This window comes from Flavobacterium sp. 3HN19-14 (genome assembly GCF_051373205.1).
In the GTDB taxonomy this organism is placed as follows: domain Bacteria; phylum Bacteroidota; class Bacteroidia; order Flavobacteriales; family Flavobacteriaceae; genus Flavobacterium.
Genome location: NZ_JBPPZT010000001.1, coordinates 1,147,486 through 1,173,475, shown reverse-complemented (window position 1 = coordinate 1,173,475; position 25,990 = coordinate 1,147,486). Strand labels below are relative to the sequence as shown.

Sequence of the window (25,990 nt, the reverse complement as noted above, 5' to 3'; positions counted from 1 at the left end):
CCTTAATGGTTCGAAATTAAAGTCAATGTTTGAGTTAAAATTTATAATATGAAAAACCTAAAATTACTGCTCTTATTATTTATCGTTTCAGCCCAGGCGCAGCAAGGCGGCATGTGGATCCCGTCGTTGTTGAACGGCATGAACGAAAAGGAAATGAAATCACTCGGCATGAAAATGTCGGCTTCCGATATTTACGACGTCAATAAATCGAGTTTGAAAGATGCGGTGCCGCAATTCAACGGCGGTTGCACATCTGAAGTCATTTCGCCGAAAGGCCTGCTTTTGACCAATCACCATTGCGGATTTGACGCTATCCAGAACCATTCTTCTGTCGAACACGATTATCTGACAGACGGTTTTTGGGCTTACAAAATGGAAGACGAATTGCCGAATGAAGGCATGGTCGTGACTTTCATCGTAAAGATTGAAGATGTAACGAAACAAGTGCTTTCAGGCGTTGATGCATTGCCTTCTGAAAAAGACAAGCAGGCGAAAATCCAGGAAAACATTACGGCTTTGTCGGCTTCATTTCCGAAAGAAAGCTGGCAGGAGAATAAGATCCGTACTTTTTACGAAGGCAACCAATACATGCTTTTCGTGACAGAAACTTACAAGGATATCCGTTTGGTAGGCGCGCCGCCGTCATCCATCGGAAAATTCGGTTCAGATACCGACAACTGGGTTTGGCCGCGCCATACGGGCGATTTTTCGTTGTTCCGGATTTATGCAGATAAGAACAATCGTCCGGCGAATTATTCCAAAGACAATGTGCCGTATGTGCCGAAGACCTTTTTGCCGGTTTCGCTCGATGGCGTAAAGGACGACGATTTTACGATGGTTTTCGGTTATCCGGGAAGAACGACAGAATACCTTCCGGCGGTTGCGATTGCACAGATTGTGAATGAATTGAATCCGGCGAAAATTGAAATACGCGACCGCGCTTTAAAAGTAGAAGACGGTTTCATGCGAAAAGACAATGCGGTAAAAATCCAATATGCCTCGAAATACGCGAGTGTTGCCAATTACTGGAAAAAATGGATCGGTGAATCGCAGGGATTGAAAAAATCGAATGCCATTGCCATCAAGCGCAAGCAGGAAGCAGCATTTCAGGAAAAAATCAATAAAGCGGGAAAACAGGCTGAATATGGAAATTTGCTTTCTGATTTCGAAAAAAATTATACCGAAATTGCGCCTTATGCGGTTGCCAGAGAATATTTCACGGAAGTGGTTTTGCGCAACACCGAACTATTGTCAACGACCTATAAACTATACCAATTAGAGCAGATTCTCAATACAAAAGGCGAGCAGGCATTCAATGACAGGAAGCAGAATTTGTCTGATGGTTTAGGCGATTTTTACAAGGAATTCAATAAAGAAGTCGACGAAAAGGTTTTTGAACAACTGATAGATTTGTATATCACCAAATCTCCGAAACAATTCTTACCTGCGAGTCTTCAGAATGCCAATGCGAAGAAATTAGCTGCTGAAGTGTATCAATCAAAAGCTTCGAATTACACAGGATTAAAGGAATTATTATCCGGTGACAGCAAAACCGTTCTGGCAAATCTCAACAACGACGCGGCTTTTAAATTGGTAAAAGACATCGCCGATGCCTATTTCAAAAATGTAGCGCCTAAATATGACGAACTCAATTTAAAAATCACGGCTTTGCAGCGCACTTATATGAAAGCGCAGCTCGAATTGAATAAAGATTCGCGTTTATTTCCGGATGCCAACAGCACTTTGCGTGTGACTTACGGGAAGGTGAAAGGTTATGAGCCGCGTGACGCGACGGTTTTCACTTCGATGACTTATCTTGATGGCGCGATGGAAAAATACATTCCGGGCGATTATGAATTTGATGTTCCGAAGAAGCTGATTGACCTTTACAATAATAAGGACTATGGCCAATATGGAGAAAAAGGCAAAATGCCGGTTTGTTTCATCGGGACGAATCACACGACGGGCGGCAATTCCGGAAGTCCCGCGATTGATGCAAAAGGCAATTTAATTGGCCTGAATTTTGACCGTGTCTGGGAAGGGACAATGAGTGATATTTATTACGATCCGGCGATTTGCAGGAACGTTATGGTCGATATCAGGTATGTACTTTTCATCATGGATAAATTTGCAGGTGCGAAAAATCTGATTGATGAGTTAAAGTTAGTACACCCAAAAAGGAAATAAAAAGCTGAAATTGAGAATGTTTGCTGACTACGAACGTTTTCGTAAAAAAAGTTAATTTTATTTCTGAAAATTGATTTTTTGGCACGGTACTTGTAAAATGATTTAGCGTTGCAAAGTTTATTTTTTTTGAAAAAAAAATTGAAAAATAATTTTACATATTAAAAAATTTATATCTTTGCCTCGAATTAATAATTAACCTTTTATAATTAAGTAAGATGAAAAAAGTATTTTTAAGTTTAGCTGTTATCGCTACATTAACTGTAGTATCTTGTAAAGAAAAAGCTGCTGAGACAACAACTGAAGAAACAACAACTGAAACTGTTGCTCCAGCTGAAACTCCAGCTCCAGAAGCTGCTCCTGCAACTACTGACACTACTGCTACTACAACTACAACTACTACAACTGAGGCTGCTCCAGCTGCTCCAGCTAAGTAATTTTAGCAAGTATGAAAAAATCAAGCTCCGCTCGCGGAGCTTTTTTTATGCTTAAAATTTACGGCTGTTGAAAAATGGAATCGCTTTCTGAAAAGTCCAGGGTTTCAGATTTTACAGCATACAGCACAATCTCATTTATACCTTTCTGCAGCCTTAATTCTGTAGTATATTTTCTACTTACAGCAAACAAAACATCATTCATCATCAGCTTAAAAAAATATTGTCCTTTCGCGGTTTTGTGTTTTACAAAAACACTTTTGTCGATATTTTGTTTAAAGACTTCAACCGCTTCTTCACATTCGAATTTTAATTCGTAGCTGTTGCTTGTAAATATAGCTTTGCCCTTGCGCGAAGTGAAGACAAATTTATATTCATCATTGAATCTTTTGCTGATGACGAAGGCACCCATGTTTTTAAATTTCAAATTATAAATAACAAATTCCAAATGATACGTATCAATCGGAACTTGTATAAAACAAAAAAGCTCCAAACAATGTTTGAAGCTTTTTGTACTCAGAGCGGGACTTGAACCCGCACGAACATTACTGTTCACTGGATTTTAAGTCCAGCGTGTCTACCAATTTCACCATCCGAGCTGGATAAGAGCGAAAAACGGGGCTCGAACCCGCGACCTCGACCTTGGCAAGGTCGCGCTCTACCAACTGAGCTATTTTCGCATTATTTTAAAAGAACATCAATACTTGTGCGGTATTGCGGAGGCAAATTTAATACATTTATTCAATTACACAAGCCTTTTTTTGAAAAATTTCAACTTAAAAATGTAACTTTCTGATAACGAAATGATAATAGTAAATTCCAAAAAAACAAATTCCAAAAAACAAATAAACTCCAATGTTTCAAATTACAAAAAGCGAGATTTGGAATTTGTCAATTGTCATTTGCTATTTTTTCACAAGCATTCTCTTTATTTCATTGAGCTTCATTAAAGCTTCCACCGGCGTAAGCGTATTGATGTCGAGACCCAATATTTCATCTTTTATTTCTTCTAAAAGCGGGTCATCAAGATTGAAAATACTGAGCTGCATTTCATCTTTTGCTGATTTTATGCCATGTAAGGTTTCGCCTGAATGATCTTTTTCGAGTTTCTTCAAAAGCTTCTGCGCCTTGGCAATTACGGTTTGCGGCATGCCGGCCATTTTTGCCACATGGATTCCGAAACTGTGTGCGCTTCCGCCTTTTACTAATTTACGGATGAAAAGCACCGTGTCTTTTAATTCTTTCACCGAGACATTATAATTCTGGATGCGCGGCAACAATTCGCTCATTTCATTGAGTTCGTGGTAATGCGTCGCAAAAAGCGTTTTCGGCTGCGCCGGATGTTCATGCAGAAATTCTGCGATGGCCCAGGCGATTGAAATGCCGTCATAAGTGCTTGTGCCGCGACCAATTTCGTCCAATAACACCAAACTTCTGTTCGAAATATTATTCAGGATAGATGCTGTTTCGTTCATTTCGACCATGAATGTAGATTCACCCATCGAAATGTTATCTGAGGCTCCAACACGTGTAAAAATCTTATCGACAACACCCATCCTTACATTGTCTGCCGGAACAAAACTGCCCATTTGCGACAACAGTACAATCAATGCCGTTTGCCTCAAGATCGCAGATTTACCCGACATATTCGGACCTGTGATCATAATAATCTGCTGCGATTCCCTGTCAAGGAAAACGTCATTGGCGATGTATGGTACGCCGACAGGCAGTTGTTTTTCAATTACGGGATGGCGTCCGTTGGTGATTTCGAGTTCAAAAGTCTCATCGAGAACCGGACAGACATATTTGTTTTCAATCGCTAATTGCGCGAAAGACGTAAGGCAGTCGAGTTGCGCCACTAAATTCGCATTGAGCTGAACGGGCTTGATGTAAGTCGCAATCCAGTTGACGAGCTGCTCGAACAATTCGACTTCGAGTTTGTAGATTTTTTCTTCGGCGCCGAGGATCTTGGTTTCGTATTCCTTTAATTCTTCGGTGATATAACGTTCGGCGTTGACCAAAGTTTGCTTGCGGATCCATTCTGCCGGTACTTTATCTTTATGCGTATTTCTGACTTCAATATAATATCCGAAGACATTATTAAAGGAGATTTTAAGTGAACTGATACCTGTATTTTCAGATTCGCGCTTTTCAATCCCTTCAAGGAATTCTTTGCCGGAAGTTGAAATCGCGCGCAATTCGTCCAACTCTGCATGAATGCCTTTCGAAATCGCATTTCCTTTTGCAATCGCAACCGGAGCTTCCGGATTTAAGGTCGTCTTGATTTTTTCACGAAGCAAATCGCAACTGTGCAGGCTGTCGCCGATAACTTTAACGGCTTCCTGTTGGCTTTCGAGCGCTAATGATTTTATTGGAATGATGGCATCTAAAGAATCTTTCAGGTACACAACTTCGCGCGGACTCACTTTTCCCGTGGCGATTTTAGAAATCAATCTTTCTAAATCTGAAATCTGCTTGATTTGATGTTGGATGCTTTTCAATACGTCCTGGTTTTCCTTCAGGTAAGTAACCACTTCATGGCGCCCACGAATTTTATTGATATCTTTCAAGGGAAGTGCCAGCCAGCGTTTGAGCAGCCTTCCTCCCATCGGAGAAAGTGTCCTGTCGATTACATCTAATAACGTAACGGCATTTGGATTGTAACTGTGGTACAATTCAAGATTTCTTATCGTAAACCTGTCCATCCAGACGTAGGCATCTTCAGCAATTCGCTGAATGGCCGTAATGTGCTGTAATTTATTATGTTGTGTTTCAGATAAATAATACAAAATCGCGCCGGATGCAATAATGCCGTCCTGCAATTCTTCAATCCCAAAACCTTTTAAGGAAACGGTCTGGAAATGATTCGTCAACGTTTCAAGCGCATAATCTTCTTTGTAAACCCAGTCTTCAAGGTAAAAATTATGAAAATCGTCACCGAAAACTTCCTTAAAATCATTGCGGTTGTGTTTTGGGCCAAGATTTCACTCGGACTGAAATTCTGCAGTAATTTATCAATATATTCTTCGTTGCCTTGCGCTGTAAGGAATTCGCCGGTAGAAACATCCAAAAAGGAAATGCCCAGATGCTTCTTTCCAAAATAAACCGATGCCAGGAAATTATTCAATTTTGATTGCAAAACCTCATCATTCATCGAAACTCCGGGAGTAACCAATTCGGTAACACCGCGTTTCACGATGGTTTTCGTCATTTTCGGATCTTCAAGCTGGTCGCAGATGGCAACGCGAAGTCCGGCTTTTACCAATTTTGGCAAATATGTATTCAAGGAATGATGCGGAAATCCGGCCAAAGCAGTTTCTGTTTCTGAGCCTGCGCCGCGTTTTGTGAGTACAATTCCAAGGATTTTCGAGGCACGAATCGCATCTTCACCAAAAGTTTCGTAGAAATCGCCCACGCGAAACAACAGGCAGGCATCGGGATATTTCCGCTTGATTTCGTTGTATTGTTTCATTAACGGGGTTTCCTTAACCTCTTTTACTTTTGATGCCAATGTGATGGATTTTAAATGATTCGAAAAACAGAAACGCGAATTTAAATATTTTATAGCGGATAAATGCCCATGGGAAATTTAATTTTAATTTAAGAATAAATCGTCGGGGCTTGCGAATAATATTTATAGATTTGCCTATATCAAATTTAAAATATTAAAAAAATGAAAAGAATACTTTTATTATCAGCAGTAGCCCTTTTTGCAATGAACTCTTCATTTGCTCAGGAAATTTCTAAAAAAGCTACAAAAACTAAATCTGTATCACCGGCTAAAGTTGAAACTCCGGCTAAAGTTGCTCCGGCTGCAACAGGTGCGGGTCTTATTTTCGAAAACGAAACTATCGATTACGGTGTTATCCAGCACAATGCTGACGGAAAACGTGAATTCGTATTCACTAACAATGGTACTGAGCCGCTGGTAATTTCAAATGCTCAGGGATCTTGTGGTTGTACAGTTCCAACATGGCCAAAAGAGCCAATTGCTCCGGGTGCTAAAGGTGTTATCGGTGTAAAATATGCTACTGACAGAGTTGGTAAATTTACTAAAAACGTAACTTTGACTACAAACGCAGCCAACAATACTTCTAAAGTATTGACTATCAAAGGTGAAGTTTTGCCAGATCCAACTCCGGCTGCTCCTGCTGCTGCTCCAACAAAAAGCTAATTACTTCAATTATAAAAATGAAAAAGCTTCCTGTTCACAGGGAGCTTTTTTTATTTTTGTATTTTAATAAACGACCTATGCGAAAGCTTGACAACAGCGAATTGAACAGAAAATCTATTGCCGATTTTAAAGATGCCGAAAAAACGCGGCTGATCATTGTTTTGGATGACATCCGGAGTTTACACAATATCGGTTCTGTATTCCGCACAGCTGATGCATTTCTGATCGAGAAGATTTATCTCTGCGGCATCACCGCGATTCCACCAAATAAAGAAATCCATAAAAACGGCACTCGGCGCTACAGAAACCGTTGCATGGGAATATAGAAAAACGGTGTTGGAAGCCATCACGGAATTAAAACAAAAACAGGTAAAAGTTTTCGCCGTTGAACAGGTTGAAAATGCAATTTTCCTGCCTGATTTCGAAATCGAAAAACATGAAACTTATGCGCTGGTTTTCGGAAATGAAGTTTTCGGTGTTTCGCAGGAAGCTGTTGCGATGTGCGACGGTTGTATTGAAATTCCGCAGCTCGGAACCAAACATTCGCTCAACATTTCAGTAAGCATGGGCATTGTAGTGTGGGATTTCTTCAAAAAGATAAGGTATTGATGGGTTTTTAAAAAGTTAAAATGATTTGAAAAAATTGCTTTTTCAATATCTTTACGACAATGAAAACCTTTACCCAAAACACTATTGCCGCTTTTTTATTGCTGTTATTATCTTCTGTCACCATTTATGGCAGTCCGGTTTTTCCGGCCTCAAAAGACAAGTCGTTTCCTCCTTCGCATTGTTCTGTAAAACCATTTTTCGACAACCAGCCGCCGGTACTTACAGCCACCGGAAATCAGGTCTTTTGTCCGGGCATTCCGATGAAAATCGTTACCGATATGACCATTACAGATCCTGACGACACTACGATTGATGCCATTTACATACAGATATCTTCAGGTTATGAAAGCAATCAGGATTTATTGTCATTAACCGGAAGTCATCCCACAATTACAGCCAGTTGGAATCTCGCTGCAGGTAAGCTTACACTCAAAAGCCCAACAAATATTCCAGTTTTATATACCGATTTTATTGCTGCCATCAAAGATGTTGTTTATTCCAACAGCGCCGCAATACCGGAAGGCGGTTCGCGAAATTTTTCCATAAGTGTAGGGCAGGCCAATTATCTTCCTTCGACACAGCACTATTATCAATACGTTCCCAATTTGGGAATCACCTGGACGCAGGCGAGAGACCTTGCCGCAGCAAGCACCTATTATGGATTGCAAGGCTATCTCGCAACAATTTTAGCAGCCGATGAAGCGCAATTGTCCGGCGAACAGGCAGCCGGAGCAGGCTGGATTGGTGGCAGCGATGCCGAGACCGAAGGCGTCTGGAAATGGGTTACCGGCCCTGAAGCCGGAACGATTTTCTGGAACGGCGGCATCAACGGCAGTTCTCCAAATTTTTCTTTTTGGAACAGCGGCGAACCTAACAATGCCGGCGATGAGGATTATGCACACGTTACCGCACCCGGAGTGGGGATTCCAGGATCGTGGAATGATTTATCCAACACCGGCGACTCAACCGGAAATTATCAACCGAAAGGCTATATTGTTGAATATGGCGGGCTTCCGGGTGACCCGACGTTAAATATTTCGACAAGTACTACCATTACGATTCCATCCATAACGGCAAGCCTGGGCAAACGCGTTGTGCGCCGGGAACTGTAGAATTAGGCGCTACTTCAACAAGCACCATTAATTGGTATGACAGTCCGACGGGGGAAATCTTGTAGGAACAGGAGCCACTTTTACAACGCCTTTTCTTAATACTACTACTTCTTTTTATGCTGATGCATATCCACTTGGTTGTACGACAGGCACAAGAACCGAGGTTATTGCGACTATTATTCAAAGACCGATTGTCAATTTTACACAACCAGCACCTATTTGTGAAGGCACGGCAACTATCTCTGCAACTATTGACGTAGGAACTATTGAGTGGTATGATGCGGTTACAGGTGGGCAAATTGTAGGCACCGGCACAAATTTCGTTACCCCTTCCCTAACCGAAACTACAACTTTTTATTTACAGGGATCAAACTCCGGATGCACTACTGTTTCAAGGATTCCGGTGACAATTACCGTTTATAAAAGACCAATTGTAACCGATGAAACACTGACTAAATGTGAGGGCAGTAATATTACTTTAAACGCTGGCATCGACAATGTAACGTATTTTTGGCCGGCTACAGGCGAAACATCAAAACAAATTACGGTTTTAAACCCCGGCACATATACCGTTGAAGTTACAAGTCCGGCGCCCGAAAGTTGCTCAAGCACCAAAACTTTCACCGTTACCGATGTAGATGTCCCTGTGATAAGTGAAATACAAATTTCGGGAGCACACATCACGATTCTCACCTCCAATACAGGAAATTTTGAATACTCGATTGACGGTGTTAACTATCAATCGTCAAATGAATTTATGGTTGATAATGCCGGTGCTTATACCGCTTATGTGCGTCAAGCTGATTTTTGCGGCGCAGATCAAAAGGATTTTATGATTTATTTAATCCCGACATTCTTTACGCCGAATGGAGATGGCTACAATGAAACCTGGACGATTCGCGGCATCATCAATTATCCGAAAGCACACGTTGCTATTTTTGATCGTTTCGGGAAATTACTTTGTGAAATCAGCAAGCACAACCTGAACTGGAATGGCACTTATAACGGACATCCATTGCCTTCGTCAGATTATTGGTTCGTCTTTAAATTGGATGATACGTCGCCAGAAATCCGTGGACATTTCAGTTTAATTCGATAATTTATTGCATTTTATCGCGGATTTGGTCCAAAATATAAACATAATCTTCCTGCTTTTTCACAAAATCCTTATCCGAAACATCAATCACCAAAACATTGAGGCCTGTCTGTGATTTGATATAATCCAAATATCCGCGATTGATTTTATCGAGATATTCCGCCGGAATTTCCTGCTCATAACTGCGGCCGCGGCGCTTGATATTCTGCAATAGCCTTTCGGTATTCTGATAAAGGTAAATGTACAAATCCGGTTTCGGCATTTCCTTGTAGATGATTTCAAAAAGCTTACGGTACAATCGGTATTCATCATCCGTCAGCGTAACTTTCGCAAAAATAAGTGACTTAAAAATATGGTAATCGGCCACGACAAAATCCTTAAAAAGATCAAATTGCGCCAAATCATCAGACAATTGCTGGTAACGATCTGCAAGGAAAGACATTTCTAATGGAAACGCATAACGCGATTGGTCTTTGTAAAATTTTGGCAAAAACGGATTATCTGCAAATCTTTCGAAAATACTTTTTGCATTGAAATCGTCAGCTATTTTCGTGGCGAGTGTTGTTTTTCCGGCGCCAATATTCCCTTCAATTGCGATATAGTTGAATTGTTCCAAAGGCAGACTGGCCAATGGTGATTTCAGTTGCCGCAACAATTTACAATTGCTTTTGTCAGCGCTTTCGCGGATTAGTTCACTGATACTTTTTTTCGAATGCGGATGAATGAAATCAGGTTTTACATCTTTCAAAGGAACCAGCACAAAAAGCCGGTGCTCCATCTGCGAATGTGGAATTTGCAAGTTCGAAGTCTTCACGGAAGTGCCATCAAAATCAATAATATCGATATCAATTACACGCGCTTCATAACCTGATTGCGCGGCCCTGACGCGGCCGAGACTTTTTTCTATTTTGAGAATTTCGGATAAAATCTTCGCAGGCGTCTTGTGTGTATGCAACAAAACCGCGCAATTGTAAAAGCGTCACTTTCAAATCCCCACGAAGGCGTTTCGTAAATTCCGGATATTTTAACGACCGTACCAACCTGCCTGTGAAGCCAATCGATTGCCTTTTCTATGGCGGCCGACCTGTCGCCCTGATTGCTTCCGATTGATAAAATTACCTGATGCTGCATTTTACAAATTAAGCAAAAGAATTTCAGAATAGCCCTATATTTGCGCCAGCTGTTGATAAATTTATCGGGCTTGATTTCAGGCGTTGAATTGTAACAAATTAGCCTACAATAAGACTCATACATAAAAAATAAACTATGAAATTTTTAGGAAATGTTTTAGCGACTATCGTCGGATTATTCATATTCTTCATGCTCTTTTTTGGCGGATTCGTATTGATCAGCGCGATTTTCAGCAGCGGCGATTCAAGCAGTAAAGTCGTTGTAAAAGACAATTCGGTAATCGAATTCGACATGAAAAAGATCACCAATGATTACGGCGGAAAATATTCAGATCCGTGGGTGACACTATTCTCTGAAGGCAACAACATTGGCGTTTCAGACGTGCTTACTGCAATCAAGGAAGCCAAGACAGACGACAAAATCAAAGGGATTTCAATACTCAACAACAGCTCATCTATAGGAATGGCACAGGCAACCGAGCTTCGTGCTGCACTCGCAGATTTTAAAAAATCGGGCAAATTTATAGTGGCTTATGCCGATATGTATTCCCAGAAAGAATATTATATGGCTTCTGTAGCCGATACAATTTACCTGAATCCGGTCGGAGAAATGGAATTCAAAGGGCTGTCGACAGAATTAATGTTCTTCAAGGATTTACAAGACAAATCAGGCGTAAAAATGGAAATCATCCGCCACGGAAAATACAAAAGTGCCGTCGAGCCTTTCCTTGAAAATAAAATGAGCGACGCCAATCGCGAACAGGTTTCGGCGTTGTTGAATTCGGTGTGGAATTCTGTCCTGAACGACATTTCAAAAAGCCGCAACATTCCGGTTGCCAAACTCAACGAAATTGCAAACGGACTTTTAGCCAGAACGCCCGAAATGGCAAAATCGCAACACCTGATTGACAAAATCGCTTACGAAGACGAATACCACGCCGCCATCAAAAAAGCACTGAAAGTCGACAAAGACGATGATTATACTTTTGTTTCCATTTCCGATTATGCCCAAAAAGTTGCCAATTCGCCCAAAAGTGCCGGCACTTCCAACAGGATTGCAGTGATTTATGCACAGGGCGAAATTAAAAGCGGCGAAGGCGATGTGAGTTATATTGGCGAAGGTTCGATGCGACGTTCGCTCAAAGAAGCGCGTGAAGACGACGATGTAAAAGCGATTGTCTTACGTATCGATAGTCCGGGTGGCAGTGCCCTCACTTCAGATTTGATCTGGAGAGAAATCGAATTGACGAAAAAAGTCAAGCCCGTTGTGGTTTCAATGGGAAATCTCGCAGCTTCGGGCGGCTATTATATCGCTTGTAATGCCAATCAAATTTTCGCCGAAGAAAACACAATTACCGGATCGATTGGTGTATTTGGTATGTTGCCGAATTTCACCGAACTAAGCCATAAAATCGGCATCAATACTGAAGTCGTGAGCACTAATGAAAATGCGGCAGCATATAGTCCGTTTCGCCCGTTAGATCCGAAAGTGCGCGCCGTTGTTCAGGAAAGTGTTGAACACATTTACGGTACTTTTGTCACTCGCGTTGCAACCGGAAGAAAAATGACTTTCGAGCAGGTCGATGCTATTGGGCAAGGCCGCGTATGGTCAGGCTCTGAAGCGATTAAAATCGGACTGGTTGATAAAATCGGAAATATGGATGATGCGTTGAAAGCCGCTGCAAAATTGGCGAAAATCGACAAATATAAAACCGTCAATTTTCCTGAATATGAGAAAACACTTGGTGAAATGTTTGGCGGATTTCCATTCGCGCAATCAAAAGCAAGCTTGATTAAAGAAGAAATTGGCGCAGAAAATTTTGAAGTTTGGGAAAAACTCAAAAAAATGACCACTGCTGAAAAAGGCGTTCAAGCCAGAATGGACTGTGAGATTTTTATAAAATAGTCAAATATAACCAACGATTTAAAAAAGTTATTTTTAAGCCAACTTACCACATTATTTGTGCAAGTTGGCTTTCAATTTGTAAATTAGCGGCTACAAAAATCCTTAATTATGTTCAAGAAGATTTTAAAATCGAACCGGCATTGTTTTATTGGTGCTGATTATCGCTTTGGCGGCAACTCCGTATTTGTTCAAAGACCAGATAAAAGCCAAGATTGCTGCGGCCATCAATGAGAATGTTGATGCAAAAGTGAGTTTTGCTGATGCCGATTTGAGTCTTTTCAAAAGCTTTCCTCAAGCAAATGTGACCGTTGAAAAACTCGTGATCATCAACAAAGCGCCGTTTGAAGGCGATACGTTGGTTTCGATTGGCGAAGTGAATTTACAGATGTCGATTAAGGAATTATTCAAAGGAAAAGACGAACAGATGAGCATCGATTCGTTTTCGACAAAAGACGGACTCGTTAATATCATCTTCAATAAAGACGGCGTCGGTAATTTTGACATCGCCATAAAAGACAAGGATGAAAAGAAAGACGATGGCAAAAGTGACCCGCTTTCGCTGAAAGTAAAGGCATATAAAATCGAGAATTATACGATTCGTTACTTCGATGAAAAGTCGAAAATGAAAGCCCGGATCGATAGCCTGAACCACAACGGAACCGGGAATTTTCAAGCTTCAAAACTCGATCTGACGACCAAAACCACGGCCAATGTTTCGCTTGACATGGACAAAGTCAATTACTTAAATAATGTAAAATTGAATCTTGATGCGGTAATGGCACTTGACCTTGACAAGCAAATTTACACTTTCAAAAAGAACACTTTGCTGATTAACAAATTGCCATTGAAATTTGACGGTTCATTGCAAATGCTTGAAAACGGACAGCAGTTCGACCTGACTTTCCAGACGCCGACTTCGAGTTTCCAGAATTTTCTGGGTTTGATTCCGTCTGCCTATTCCGGAAGTCTTGAAAATGTAAAAACGACCGGAGCGTTTACCGTGAACGGATTTGCAAAAGGTATTTATTCTGATACGACTGTTCCGAAATTCAACATTGCGATTGCGTCGAATAATGCGTCGTTCCAATATCCGAACTTACCGAAATCAGTGCAGAATATTGTCATCGATACCAAAATCATCAACGATTCCGGCATTTTGAACGACACTTATGTGAATCTTGATAAATTGTCTTTCAGGATTGACCAGGATGTTTTTGATGCAAAAGCGAATATCAAAAACATTACTGTAAATCCTTTGGTGGATGCGGCTTTGAAAGGAACTGTGAATTTGGCCAATCTTTCAAAAGCCTACCCGATTAAATTAGAGAAACCGCTTTCGGGGATTTTAAATGCCGATGTGAAAACGAATTTTGATATGAAATCGGTGGAGACAAGTCAATATCAAAATATAAAAAACGAAGGGAATATTACACTTTCGAACTTCAGATATGTAGATGATAAAGGAAAAGCGCTCAACATCAGCACGGCGAAAGTAGCGTTTAATCCAAGCCGCGTGAATTTACAACAATTCAGCGCTTCTACGGGAAAAACCGATTTGAATGTTACGGGAACTTTGGATAATTTCTACGGATTTATGTTCAAAAGCAGGAACTGAAAGGAAATTTTAATCTACAGTCGAACCAGTTTGCGGTTGCTGATTTTATGAGTGAAGAAGAACCTGCGAAGGCAAAAACCGCGACGAAAACTACTGCCAATAAAGAAGCGATTAAAGTGCCGTCATTTTTGGATTGTACACTTTCAGCGAAAATCAATACGGTTTTATACGACGATTTAACGCTCAAAGATGTGACTGGAAAAGTCGTCATCAAAGACCAGAAAGTGACTTTGGAAAATATTAAAACTTCGATTTTCGGCGGACAAATTGGTGCCAACGGTTCGGTTTCGACAAAAGCAAAAACGCCGGTTTTCGATATGAAACTCGATTTGAAGCAAGTGGATATTCAGCAGACATTTACGCAGTTAGACATGATGAAAAGTATCGCGCCAATTGCCGGTGTCGTGAACGGGAAACTGAATTCCACCATCAAATTAAACGGAAATCTCGATGCGAAAGAAATGACGCCGGATTTAAAATCACTTAACGGCGATTTGTTCGGGCAGTTGCTTTCGACAACAGTTAATGCCAGCAATTCTGATTTATTGACGGCTTTGACGAGCAACCTGAAATTCATCGACCTCAAAAAAATGAACCTGAACGACCTAAAAGCGCAATTGGCGTTTAAGGACGGAAAAGTAACCGTAAAACCTTTCGACATCAAATATCAGGATATTAAGGTGAATGTTGGCGGTTCGCACAGTTTTGACCAGACGATGAATTATAATGTAAAACTGGATGTTCCGGCAAAATACTTAGGAACGGAAGCCAACGCGCTAATTGCGAAATTATCGCCTTCGGATGCAGCAAAACTTGACAACATTCCTATTAACGCCGTGCTTACCGGAAATTTCAAAAACCCTAAAGTCACTACCGATTTGAAAGCGGCAACGACAACTTTGGTCAACAATCTGGTAAAACAACAAAAGGACAAACTGATCAAGCAAGGCACTTCTGCACTTGGCAATCTGATTAACGGCAATACTAAAAAAGATACCACAAAAACGGCAACTCCGGCCACACAGAATACAAAAGAGGAAGTGAAAACCAAAGCTACTGACCTGATTAACGGGCTTTTCAGCAAAAAGAAGAAAAAGGAAGAAACTAAGAAAGAATAATCTGAAACAAAAAAACCGGCTGATATTGCCGGTTTTTTTATTATTTATTTTCTGTTATGCATTGATGGCTTCGACTTTTATGCTTTCGTCTTTGAGCATGTCTTTGAGCATATTTTCGATTCCGTTTTTGAGCGTAAATGTTGACGAAGGGCATCCGCTGCAGGCGCCTTGCAGGATTACTTTTACGCGTTTGTCATCTTCGTCGTAAGAATCAAAAGGATATTTCCGCCGTCGGCAGCGACCGCAGGTTTTACATATTCTTCGAGGATATTGATGATTTGCTGTGACGTGACATCGAGATTATCGAAATTTTCAATTTTTTGTTTTTCGAAGGTAGGGTTTTCGGCGGCCAGATTGTTATCAATTACGGTCTCTTCCGTTTTCGATGAATTCTTTGATAAAAGTGCGCAGCTCGAGCGTAATTTCAGACCATTCATTTACTGCATATTTAGTTACGGAAACGTAGTTCTCGTCTATAAAAACTTCCTTCACGTAAGGAAATTTGAAAAGTTCTTTGGCTAACGGAGAAGCTGCGGTTTCGTCGATATTCTTGAATTCCATTCCGACTTTCGTAAGCATCGTGTTGACAACGAATTTCAACACGGCAGGATTCGGGGTCGTTTCGCCGTAAACGGTTGCCGGCTGCTTTTTGTCCAGGGTTTTGGGCTTTCGTCTTCGATTTTGATGATGGTTCCGCCTTTGTTGACGAATTCGTCGATTTGTTCTGCGACCGCTTCTTTGACATCGTCCCATTCGACAATATTATATCTTTCGATTGCGATGAAATTGCCTGAAATGAAGACCGTTTTGACAAATGGAAGATAGAATAATTGTTGGGCTAAAGGCGACTTTGCCGCCTCATCAATATTCTTGAATTCATGGCTTGAATTTTTTACGATAAAGTCAGGAAATTCGAATTTTAATATGGCTGGATTTTGCGTTTCCTTTATTATAACATTTTTCATGAAAATTGTATTTTTTTGCAAATTTAACAACAAAATTTTCGATGAATATTTACATTTGGATTTTTAATATATAAATTAACAAATTATTTGTTTTTTCTCAGATTTTACACATAATAACCAAACATATACACAAACCCATACTATGAAAAGAGCTTTACTATTAATTACTTTTCTTCTGACGGCGTTTAGCGGATTTGCACAGGCAGATTTGCTCGTTACTGTTACCGACAATAAAACAATTTATGCTCCGGGAACAGACGTTGTTTATACAATTACGGTTTTGAATTACGGCCAAATGTCTCCAACGGCGTGCGTGTCACTGCTCCAAAGCCTGCTGGGATTTTGACCGATTTTTTCTGGGAAGGCAGTAATAATTCTGCCGGCGCTACAGACCTCAACGATTTGATTCGCAAGCTCATTCCGGGAGAGATGGTTACTTATACGGTTACCATTGAGGTTCCGGTGACTTTTACAGGGAATTTAGTATTTAAAGCTAGTGCGGTGAGCGAAGGAATGCCTGCCATTGTCGGTCCACCGCCAGTCGCGGCGTTGCCGGCTGTTAGTGATCCGCATCCTGCTTCTAACACGAATGTCACCGATACCGATATTCCTGCGAATGCCGATATAAGCGTTGTCAATACAGATTTTTCGACTGTTTATACTCTGGGCAGACCTTCTGTTTATCTGATCACAGTAAAAAACAGCGGCCCTACTGATGCGCTGAACGTCGCCGTTAAGAATGCCATTCCAGCCGGTATAAATCCATCTGATTTTTCATGGGTTGGCAGTAACGGTACTTCCGGAAGTAATATTGCAGTAGATGATTTTATTCAATTGCTGCATGCTGATGAGACCATTACTTATACCGTCACCGTTAACGTGCCTGCTGATTACGGCGGATATCTTGTGAACACTAGTTATCTGTATGCGACTAGTCCAGACCAACCCCTGCTGATCAGACCAGCACTGATATTGATGTACAGGCTTTTGGTGCTGATATCGTTGTGGTGACCACAGATGATAACGATTCTTATTTTCCCGGACAGCTTAAAACATATCATGTAACTGTAACTAATATGGGGTCGGATACTGCAACACAGGTTCATGTGACTGGAGAAATCCCGGCAGGTGTCAATTCGGTTACGTGGCTGGGAAACAGTACAGGCGGTAATGGACGGTATCAATAATACGATTGCGAGTATTCCTGCGGGTGGCTCGGTAATATATACAATTAATTTTACTGTACCATCTGATTTCACAGGTAACCTAATCGTAAGTGCTAATGCACTTGCAGAACAGGCAGACCCGAATCAGGAATGCACACTTTGCACCGACACTGATTATCCCGGAGCCGATCTGGTCGTAGTGAATACCAATAACCAGACAAAATATACTCCGGGGCAAACCACAACTTATACAGTGACGGTAACCAACAACGGTTCGAAACCCGGCACAGAATGTCGTTGTTACCAACGCAATACCGAATGGAATTACAGCTTTTAGCTGGTATGGAAGCAACGGAAGCAATGGTTCGGGAGGTGCTTTGCAGGACACACTTCCAACACTTGCCGTTGGAGAAACTGTGACATACACCATTACGTTAGATGTCCCAAGTGGTTTTACGGGCAGCTTTGACGAATTCGACTTATATTACTTCCGATACAAAGGATCCTGCTCCGGACTGTTTGCAATGTACAGATGTTGATGCACAGCCTTCGGCAGAAATCCAGGTTACTAATACCGATGGTCAAACCAATTATAACGTAGGTTCAGTTAATGTAAGAACCTATACCGTTACGGTAACCAACAATGGTCAGTGATGCGGCGGTCAATATTGTTGTAACGAATCCAATTCCGAGTGGTGCTACGCAATTTTCCTGGTCGGGTTCAAACGGTTCAGGTAACAACTTTGCTTTAAATAACACTATTCCTTCGCTGGCTGCAGGTGCTTCGGTGACTTATACGATAACGCTTCAGATACCTGCTGCTTTTACGGGGAATTTCACTTCTACCGCTTCGGTCCAGATTCAGGGTTATACCGCTGATACCAATCTGACTAATAATACCGCTGCCGATACAGACGTTCCGGTTGTCCCGAATGCTGCCAATCTGGTTGTCACCAATACAAATGGTCAGGATGTTTATACGCCGGGAACCACAGTACCTTATATAGTAACCGTTACCAATAACGGGCCTGCAGTTGCTACGAATGTAATTGTTACCAATCCGGCTCCGACAGGAACTACTATTGTATCATGGAATGGCAATTCTGCTTCCGGAAGCGGCAACATGAGCAATACGATTGCATCGTTGGCTGTGGGAGCATCTGTTACTTATACTATTCAGGTAAGTATTCCGGCAGGATATACAGGAAACCTTACAGATCAGGCGAATGCTACCAGCACAGTTCCCGATCCTGATCCGACATGCCCAATGTGCACAGACATTGATGTAAGTGCCTCACCACAGTCAGATGTCAGCATAGCGATTACCGATAACAAAACGAATTATGATTTGGGAGGCGTTTCCGTTTATACGGTTACCGTTCATAATAACGGGCCGCAAGCGGCAACTGCAATCCACGTTCAATCGGCGATTCCGGCCGGGATAACTGCTTTTTCATGGACAGGAAATGCTGCAAGCGGAACCAATTCGGCATTAGACAATACAATTGCTACGCTTGCCAATGGCGCTACAGTTACTTATACTATTACGTTGACCGTTCCAACAGCCTATAATGCAAGTGCATCGGTGGCGGTGCAGGCTGGAATAACCGGCACCACTTCTACTGATCCGGCAGCACCTAACAATACTGCTACAGATACTGATGCCCCGAAACAGACCGACATCAGCATTACCAACGTGGCCAGCCAGCCGACACCTCCAAAAGGCGGCACAGTAACTTTTACCGTAACTGTAACCAATAACGGCCCTGAAAATGCAACTTTAATTAATTTCAATAATCCTGTTCCCGCAGGAATCACGTCAATGACATGGTCAGCCAGTAATGGGATTTCAGGCTCCGGCGCAATCAATGCAACGATTCCGCTGCTGGCAGTTGGCGCAACGCTTGTTTATACCATTACCGTAACAATTCCTGCAAACTATACCGGCACTTTATCAGATGTTGCCACAGTAAATGCGGCTATAGACAGCACACAACCGACAACAGCTACAGCTACGGTTACACCGTCAAATGCTTCGGATATTTCGGTTACTGTTTCGGATGGCACAACGACTTACCTTCCGGGACAAACAAAAATATATACCATTACGGTTTCAAATACAGGTTCAGCGGCTACGACGAATGTATCGGTTCAGACAATCCTGCCTGAAGGCATTCCGGCGGCAAATTATACCTGGAACGGCAATTCGGCTTCAGGCAGCGGTGCTTTTACAAATACGATTGCTACTATCCCGGCAGGTGGCTCAGTAAGTTATACTGTAAATGTTGTTGTCCCTAATACTTATAATATCGATGAAAATCTGGTTCATATTGTTACCATCAATTCTGCTGCGAATGACCCAACTCCGAACGACCATACCGTTCAGGATATCGATACGCCAAATGTTTTTGCTGATCTTGTTGTAAAAAAATCGGATAACCAGACCACCTATGAGCAATCGCGCCGTGTAGATGATAAGCCTGGTGATGCGGTTGATCCGGTATTGGTAAACGAATACCTGACTTATACGATAGTAGTGACTAACTATCTGTTCGGCAACGTCTAATAATATTGAAGTTTACGATCCGATTCCGGTAAATCCGAATATTACCAACTCACAAATCCAGATTTCAGATGTGCAATGGACGAGCAGCACAGGGCTTTCCGGCACTGGTGATTTATACGATGTTATCCCTTCGCTTGCTGTAGGGGAATCTATGAGCTATACCGTCAGGGTGCATGTTCCGGAAAATTATAACATTGGGGCTACTGTTGGCAACATGACAAATAACGTATCCGTAACGAGCGATACTGCGGATCCGCAACTTTCTAATAATTTCAGTACTGATGTGGATACACCTTCAAATCCATTTTTGTATATCAGCAATGACCCGGTATTGTATGCCCCTGATTTTACGCAATCAACCCTTGCAAGGGGATTTGTTGAAGACGTACTGGTTCGTTCCCATTGTGCGGAAGTTTCGAATTTTAAGATGAATGGAAGTCCGGCAAATGAGAAATCCAGTTATGGCATAGCCTATTTTAACAGGGCAGGATCGGATTTTCCAATTGAGGACGGTATCGTTCTTACCTCTGGTCCTGTTGCTTCAGTTGGAGGCCCAAATAATGTCAGCAATCCTATCGGTAATGGTGGTAATGATTGGGCTTCTGATGATATCGGCGATTTGACTTCGTCAACTTTATCACCGCCCGCCGGTATTACCGCGGCACTCCACAACCCTGTTTACTTAAAATTTAATTTTGTTCCTACTTCCCCTAATTTAAGCTTCAATTTTATTTTTGCGGCTGAAGAATATAGTTATAACCAAGGTTATGAATGTGTATTTGCTGATGTGTTTGCGTTTATCCTGAAAGACTTAGATGTACCAGGTTCGCCTCCTGTTAATCTTGCGGTACTTCCAAACACCACTACCCCTGTAAAAGTTACCACTACGCATTATAGTACAGTTCAGTGTCCGGCTGCAGTAGCGCCGCAGTTTTTTGGAAAATACAATTTGGTAACGCCTTACGGTGCAAATCCTGAAGCAAGTGCTGCCATTGCGCTTAACGGGCAAACTAAAAATCTTACTGCGAAAGCAACACTTATTCCGGGTCATCAATATTCAATTCAGTTGATTATTGCCAACTCGCAGGATACTGCGTTCAACTCAGCCGTATTTATTGAAGGCGGCAGTTTTAATTTCTCAAATGAAATTACAGGTCCGGGTAACCAGACCAATTTCGGGGCAAGTAAAGCAATATGTTACGGAGAATCATTGCACCTTACCTATGGAAGTGCTCCGCTTCCGGGCGCAACATATTCCTGGAAAAGGAACGAAATCCGCATTCCTAATGAAACCAGTTACGAAATTGATGTTGCTGAGCCGGGTATTTATAGTGTTGTCGCAGAGTTTAGCGCCAACTGCAGGGTTACAGATGATATTACTGTTAATTTTAGAGCCAAATTACCGCTGTCGGATCCAAAACCGCTTAGAAAATGTACTGTTGGCGGGCCATATACATTTGACCTCGACCAGACCAATGACATCCTGAACGGAGCCAATCCGACGCTTTACGAAATCCACTATTACGAAAATGAGCAGGATGCTAAAGATTATGCGAGCAACGATTTAGAATCGCTCGGAACCCTGCATAATTTTGTTGTAACAGGCGATATAACCACGACGCCAAAGACGATATATGTAAGGATCGATGATTTAGGCCCTTATGGCTGTGTCGAAATCAGGCCCTTTACATTAAGCGCATTTGTGTCAGAAGGAACGATTGCCTATCCGGCAGGGCCTTATTGTATAAATGGAGGCATCCTACAGGCGCAACCATCTGCTAACCTCACACCAGGCGGTCACTATATCGCAACGCCCGCTGGTTTGAGCATTGACCCGCTTACAGGAGCAGTCGATTTGGATCATAGTGCATTAGGCATTTATAATATTGTATATACCATCCCTGCGGGAGATTGTCCACAGTTCGATAGTAATATATTATCGTTTGAAGTGGAACCATGTATCAGCTGTACAGTTACTGCCGGCGGGCCTGCTTCGGTTTGTTTCGGAAGTGCCATCAATCTTACCGCCCAATCAAACAATGCTGCAGCAACTTATTCATGGGTTGGGTCTGACGGATTTGTTTCCAATCAGCAAAATCCTACCGTGACACCATTGCCTGCAGCCGGAACTTATACTTATACGGTAACCTCAACAGTTGGCGGAATCGATTGTGCGACTGCAACAGTGACGGTTGTTGTTGTTGATATTCCAACGGCAGCATTCGTGTCGAATTCGGCAACTATCTGTACCAATTCATCAACCAATATTGTAGTTGAAGGAACACTTGGCGCTGAATTGACTTATAAAATAGGCAGCGATCCCGACCAAACCATTGTGCTTTCGACGGTCTCTTCTCCGGGATTAGGCACGGCATCAATTCCGACCGGAAATCTTTCGAGCGCAACAACCTATACTCTGGTAAGCGTTAGTACCCTGACAACTCCGCCTTGTATCTATACATTTACACCACAGCCATCAATTACAATTTCTGTAGGATTACCGGATGCTACGGTCTCAGCCGTTAATCCTGTGGTTTGCGAGCAGGCTTGCGCCGATTTCATTATTACCGGTACGCCTGGCGCAAATGTTGATTATACTGATGGTACGACAACGGGCATGGTAGTCTTAGATGCAGCTTCAGGTACAGCAACGGTGAGTTATTGTAATCTTGCCGCTAATAAAACCATTACGCTGACAAATATCACAAGTAACAGTACGCCATCATGTTCTAAAGTGCTTAATTCTACGGCTACGGTAACGATGAATCCACTGCCTTCGGTTACGACTTTCACAGCAACACCGAATGTTTGCCAGGGAGCTACAGGTACACTTACAATTGTGGGCACGCCAAATTCAGCAGTGACTTATACCGACCAAAACAACACTGTCTATCCGCCTGCGCCTTTAGATGCTACCGGAAATGCAACCGTGCTTACTGGTGCACTTACTGCGGATATGACTTATACGCTTATCGATATTACAAGCCCGGGAACCGTGCCTTGTACTGCGACCACTAATTTGCAGGCGACAATTGCCATTGCGTTATTACCTGTAATCACTACACAACCGCAAGGCACAACAGTTTGTAATGGCCAGGCGGTGACATTCACTGTCGCTGCGACAGGAACTGATATCCATTACCAATGGATGTTAAACGGTGCCACCAACATCGGAACCGATCAGAATACATTTACAATTACAACACCAACCAATGCCGATGCAGGCGATTATACTGTAGTGGTAAGCAATAGTTGCAGTTCCGTTACTTCTAACATCGCCGTATTGTCTGTGAACCAACCAACGGTCATTACACAGGAACCTTTAGACGCAACCGTTTGTGAAGGGCAGTCAATTACGCTTAGCGTAGCCGCAACCGGGGTAGGTTTGTCATACCAATGGTACAAAGGCACTACGCTTCTTGGTACTGAGATCAACTCCGTTTTAAATATTCCTGCAGCAACAGTTGCAGCTGCCGGGCCTTACCATGTTGACGTTATTAATCCGTGTCAGACTGTTTCAAGTGTTACTGCGAATGTTGTGGTAAATCAGTTACCGGTAATTGTTACTAACCCAACAGGCTCAACAATTTGTTCGGGACAACCATTTACATTGAATGTTGCAGCGACCGGAACCGGTCTCACTTATCAATGGTATCAGGGAACTACGCTTATTCCTTTAGCCACAACTGACACTTATACTGTAAATAGTTCACTTGTCAGCGATACCGGCGATTATACTGTTGTTGTCAGCGGTACATGTACGCCTCCGGTAACTTCTGCAATCGCACAAATGATTGTAAACCGAGGCCGTGCTATTGTCACGCAGCCTGTCGGAGATACCGTTTGTGAAGGGCAGCCAATTAGTCTTAGTATTACAGCCACCGGAACAAATCTGAATTACCAATGGTTCTTAAATGGCGACCTTATGCCGGGAGAAACTGCACCAACACTTAACATTCCGGTGGCAGTTTTGGGCGACGCCGGAAATTATAGTGTTGAAATTTCAACCAGCAGTTGTCCTACATTATTATCTTCTGTAGCTGCGGTAGTAGTGAACCAGCTTCCGGTTATTGTTACCGGACAGGTAGCCGCTACAGTATGCGAGGGCGTTACAGTTACACTAACTGTCGACGCTATTGGAACAGGATTATCTTATCAATGGAAAAAAGGAACCGTCAATGTAGGAACCGATAGTGCTACCTATACAATTGCTCCTGCAACACCAGCCGACACAGCCTTATACAGTGTTGTCGTAAGTGGCATTTGCGCGCCGCCTGTGACTTCAGTCCCTGTACAGGTAACCGTCGATGCGGCACCTGTAATTACTTTACAGCCAGTCGGATTGACAAGATGTGCAGGAGAAACCATTACCCTAACAGTAGCTGCAACAGGTTCAAACCTTGCGTACCAATGGTTAAAAGGCGGACAGCCAGTTCCGGGAGCCAATTCCGATACCTTTACCATAGGAACAACAGTAACAGGAGATTCTGGAACATATACCTGTATGGTCAGCAACAGCAACAGTACTTGTCCGCCGGTTGTATCAGATCCTGCAGAAGTTATCATCAATGTTGCTCCGGCTATAGCTACACAACCGGTATCAAGAATTGTATGTCTTGGCGACCGTGTAGACTTTTCAGTTAACGCTACAGGCAATAATTTAGCTTATCAGTGGTTATATAATGGTGTACCAATCACAGCTGATGGAAATACTAATAGTTATACAATACAAACTACCACTTTGAACAATAGCGGAAATTATAGTGTAATCGTAAGCCAGTCCGTCTTGTCCTTCGGCAATATCGTCGGTGGCAATACTTATTGTAAATCCGTTACCGGAGGCCACAATTACGAATGGTCTGGAACCAGTTATCTGCGGTGGTAGTGCAGCCGATGTCATCTTCACCGGTACGCCAAATGCTGTGGTTACCTACACTGTTAATGGCGGCGAAGATCGGACAATTATTCTCAGTCCATCCGGAAGTGCTATTTTATCTTCTGGCAATCTTGAAGCATCCGTTACTTATCAGCTTGTAAGTGTTGCCACAAATGATACGCCAGTCTGTTCAAAATCGCTGTTAACTGAACCTAATACTACTGCAACGATAACCGTAAACGTATTGCCGGATACCAAACTTGACCAGGATGGCTTTATTTGTACGGATGCCACAACCGGAGCTACTTTACCGGATTCATCATATATCCTTACTACCGGACTTGATCCCGCAATATTCTCGTTTGAATGGTATCTTGACGATGTATTAATTCCGGTGCCAACCAACCAAGTTACGAAGCAGTTTTGGCAGGTATTTATAAAGTGGTTGTAACCTTCCTTGGGTCGGGATGTACACGTACTGCGACCGCTCCGATTATTACCTCGTCTCCACCGGAGACTGTTACAGCCGAGGTCGATACCGAATGGTTTGCTGAAAATGCAACTATTACAGTAACCGTAACGCCTCCGGGGGTTTATGAATACCGACTTGATGACGGCCCTTGGCAAGAAAGCAATATTTTCACGGGTGTAAGAACATTGAGAAATTTTGATGAGTCGGGTATACATACAGTCTTTGCGAGAGACGTAAAAGCCTGTCGCGAAAGGTTTGATACCGTGCCGATAATCGATTATCCGAAGTATTTTACACCAAACGGAGATGGATTTCATGATTACTGGAATATTTCTACATTAAGTGGTTATCCTAACGCAAAAATTTATATATTTGACCGATTCGGAAAATTGTTGAAACAAATCAGTACAACGAGCCTCGGATGGGATGGAACATTTAATGGCTCGCCAATGTTGGCGGACGATTACTGGTTCGTGGTAAAATATACTGAAAGCGGAATCAATAAAGAATTTAAAGCACATTTTTCATTAAAACGTTAACCCAATGAATTTTAAAAGAGATATTTAG

At 42.2% G+C, this 25,990-nt stretch carries 17 protein-coding genes, 2 tRNA genes and 6 pseudogenes; 19 read left to right on the top strand and 6 right to left on the bottom strand.

Going from position 1 to position 25,990, the window contains the following annotated elements; genetic code table 11:
- Positions 1-48 precede the first annotated feature (48 nt).
- Complete coding sequence (locus tag ACSLFW_RS06125) at positions 49-2,187, top strand: S46 family peptidase (RefSeq protein WP_436555043.1); 2,139 nt, start codon at positions 49-51, stop codon at positions 2,185-2,187.
- Between the two features lie 215 nt (positions 2,188-2,402).
- Positions 2,403-2,621 (top strand): hypothetical protein, encoded by a 219-nt coding sequence (locus ACSLFW_RS06120; RefSeq protein WP_436555042.1) that lies wholly within the window; start codon positions 2,403-2,405, stop codon positions 2,619-2,621.
- Between the two features lie 58 nt (positions 2,622-2,679).
- Here ACSLFW_RS06120 and ACSLFW_RS06115 read toward each other — a convergent pair whose 3' ends face one another.
- The 4 genes and pseudogenes from ACSLFW_RS06115 to mutS form a co-directional block, all read right to left on the bottom strand.
- Positions 2,680-3,030 (bottom strand): DUF1508 domain-containing protein, encoded by a 351-nt coding sequence (locus tag ACSLFW_RS06115; protein ID WP_436555041.1) that lies wholly within the window; start codon positions 3,028-3,030, stop codon positions 2,680-2,682.
- Between the two features lie 101 nt (positions 3,031-3,131).
- Positions 3,132-3,217, bottom strand: a tRNA-Leu gene (locus ACSLFW_RS06110).
- 8 nt (positions 3,218-3,225) lie between these two features.
- A tRNA-Gly gene (locus tag ACSLFW_RS06105) sits at positions 3,226-3,298 on the bottom strand.
- A gap of 225 nt (positions 3,299-3,523) precedes the next feature.
- Positions 3,524-6,129 (bottom strand): annotated as a pseudogene (mutS, locus tag ACSLFW_RS06100) (DNA mismatch repair protein MutS).
- A 162-nt stretch (positions 6,130-6,291) separates the two neighbouring features.
- Here mutS and ACSLFW_RS06095 point away from each other — a divergent pair.
- The 5 genes and pseudogenes from ACSLFW_RS06095 to ACSLFW_RS06075 all read left to right on the top strand — a co-directional run bounded on the left by ACSLFW_RS06095 (position 6,292) and on the right by ACSLFW_RS06075 (position 9,612).
- A complete protein-coding gene (locus tag ACSLFW_RS06095) occupies positions 6,292-6,792 on the top strand; it encodes a DUF1573 domain-containing protein (protein WP_436555040.1) in 501 nt (166 codons plus the stop codon).
- Positions 6,793-6,869: 77 nt separating this feature from the next.
- Positions 6,870-7,401 (top strand): annotated as a pseudogene (locus ACSLFW_RS06090) (RNA methyltransferase).
- Between the two features lie 59 nt (positions 7,402-7,460).
- Complete coding sequence (locus tag ACSLFW_RS06085) at positions 7,461-8,513, top strand: C-type lectin domain-containing protein (RefSeq protein WP_436555039.1); 1,053 nt, start codon at positions 7,461-7,463, stop codon at positions 8,511-8,513.
- A gap of 55 nt (positions 8,514-8,568) precedes the next feature.
- A pseudogene (locus ACSLFW_RS06080) lies at positions 8,569-8,919 on the top strand (T9SS type B sorting domain-containing protein); the annotation flags it as partial.
- Between the two features lie 351 nt (positions 8,920-9,270).
- Positions 9,271-9,612 (top strand): T9SS type B sorting domain-containing protein, encoded by a 342-nt coding sequence (locus ACSLFW_RS06075; protein WP_436557387.1) that lies wholly within the window; start codon positions 9,271-9,273, stop codon positions 9,610-9,612.
- Position 9,613: 1 nt separating this feature from the next.
- Here the strand turns inward: ACSLFW_RS06075 and folK are convergent.
- Positions 9,614-10,740: pseudogene (folK, locus tag ACSLFW_RS06070) on the bottom strand (2-amino-4-hydroxy-6-hydroxymethyldihydropteridine diphosphokinase).
- 135 nt (positions 10,741-10,875) lie between these two features.
- Here folK and sppA point away from each other — a divergent pair.
- On the top strand, positions 10,876-12,645 hold the full coding sequence (gene sppA / locus ACSLFW_RS06065) for a signal peptide peptidase SppA (RefSeq protein WP_436555038.1): 1,770 nt from the start codon (positions 10,876-10,878) through the stop codon (positions 12,643-12,645).
- A 108-nt stretch (positions 12,646-12,753) separates the two neighbouring features.
- Positions 12,754-15,378, top strand: a pseudogene (locus tag ACSLFW_RS06060) (AsmA family protein).
- Between the two features lie 54 nt (positions 15,379-15,432).
- On the opposite strand, the pseudogene ACSLFW_RS06055 reads toward ACSLFW_RS06060, so the two are convergent.
- Positions 15,433-16,343: pseudogene (locus ACSLFW_RS06055) on the bottom strand (NifU family protein).
- A gap of 142 nt (positions 16,344-16,485) precedes the next feature.
- Between ACSLFW_RS06055 and ACSLFW_RS06050 the strand changes: the two are divergent.
- The 10 genes from ACSLFW_RS06050 (at position 16,486) to ACSLFW_RS06005 (ending at position 25,962) form a co-directional block, all read left to right on the top strand.
- Positions 16,486-16,689 (top strand): hypothetical protein, encoded by a 204-nt coding sequence (locus ACSLFW_RS06050; RefSeq protein WP_436555037.1) that lies wholly within the window; start codon positions 16,486-16,488, stop codon positions 16,687-16,689.
- Positions 16,686-17,354: a hypothetical protein gene (locus ACSLFW_RS06045; RefSeq protein WP_436555036.1), complete on the top strand. Its 669-nt coding sequence runs from the start codon at positions 16,686-16,688 to the stop codon at positions 17,352-17,354. The genes ACSLFW_RS06050 and ACSLFW_RS06045 overlap by 4 nt, the downstream gene beginning before the upstream one ends.
- Entirely contained in the window at positions 17,348-17,530 is a 183-nt protein-coding gene (locus ACSLFW_RS06040) for a hypothetical protein (RefSeq protein WP_436555035.1), read from the top strand. Before ACSLFW_RS06045 ends, ACSLFW_RS06040 begins: the two co-directional genes overlap by 7 nt.
- On the top strand, positions 17,472-17,846 hold the full coding sequence (locus ACSLFW_RS06035; protein ID WP_436555034.1) for a hypothetical protein: 375 nt from the start codon (positions 17,472-17,474) through the stop codon (positions 17,844-17,846). Before ACSLFW_RS06040 ends, ACSLFW_RS06035 begins: the two co-directional genes overlap by 59 nt.
- Entirely contained in the window at positions 17,821-18,048 is a 228-nt protein-coding gene (locus tag ACSLFW_RS06030) for a hypothetical protein (RefSeq protein ID WP_436557386.1), read from the top strand. Before ACSLFW_RS06035 ends, ACSLFW_RS06030 begins: the two co-directional genes overlap by 26 nt.
- Complete coding sequence (locus ACSLFW_RS06025) at positions 17,948-18,163, top strand: hypothetical protein (protein WP_436555033.1); 216 nt, start codon at positions 17,948-17,950, stop codon at positions 18,161-18,163. The genes ACSLFW_RS06030 and ACSLFW_RS06025 overlap by 101 nt, the downstream gene beginning before the upstream one ends.
- Complete coding sequence (locus tag ACSLFW_RS06020) at positions 18,153-20,075, top strand: hypothetical protein (protein WP_436555032.1); 1,923 nt, start codon at positions 18,153-18,155, stop codon at positions 20,073-20,075. Before ACSLFW_RS06025 ends, ACSLFW_RS06020 begins: the two co-directional genes overlap by 11 nt.
- A 70-nt stretch (positions 20,076-20,145) precedes the next feature.
- A complete protein-coding gene (locus tag ACSLFW_RS06015; protein ID WP_436555031.1) occupies positions 20,146-24,960 on the top strand; it encodes an immunoglobulin domain-containing protein in 4,815 nt (1,604 codons plus the stop codon).
- On the top strand, positions 24,884-25,402 hold the full coding sequence (locus ACSLFW_RS06010; protein WP_436555030.1) for a hypothetical protein: 519 nt from the start codon (positions 24,884-24,886) through the stop codon (positions 25,400-25,402). The genes ACSLFW_RS06015 and ACSLFW_RS06010 overlap by 77 nt, the downstream gene beginning before the upstream one ends.
- Positions 25,375-25,962, top strand: coding sequence for a T9SS type B sorting domain-containing protein (locus ACSLFW_RS06005; protein WP_436555029.1), 588 nt, complete (start codon positions 25,375-25,377; stop codon positions 25,960-25,962). Before ACSLFW_RS06010 ends, ACSLFW_RS06005 begins: the two co-directional genes overlap by 28 nt.
- The last annotated feature ends 28 nt before the right edge of the window (positions 25,963-25,990 follow it).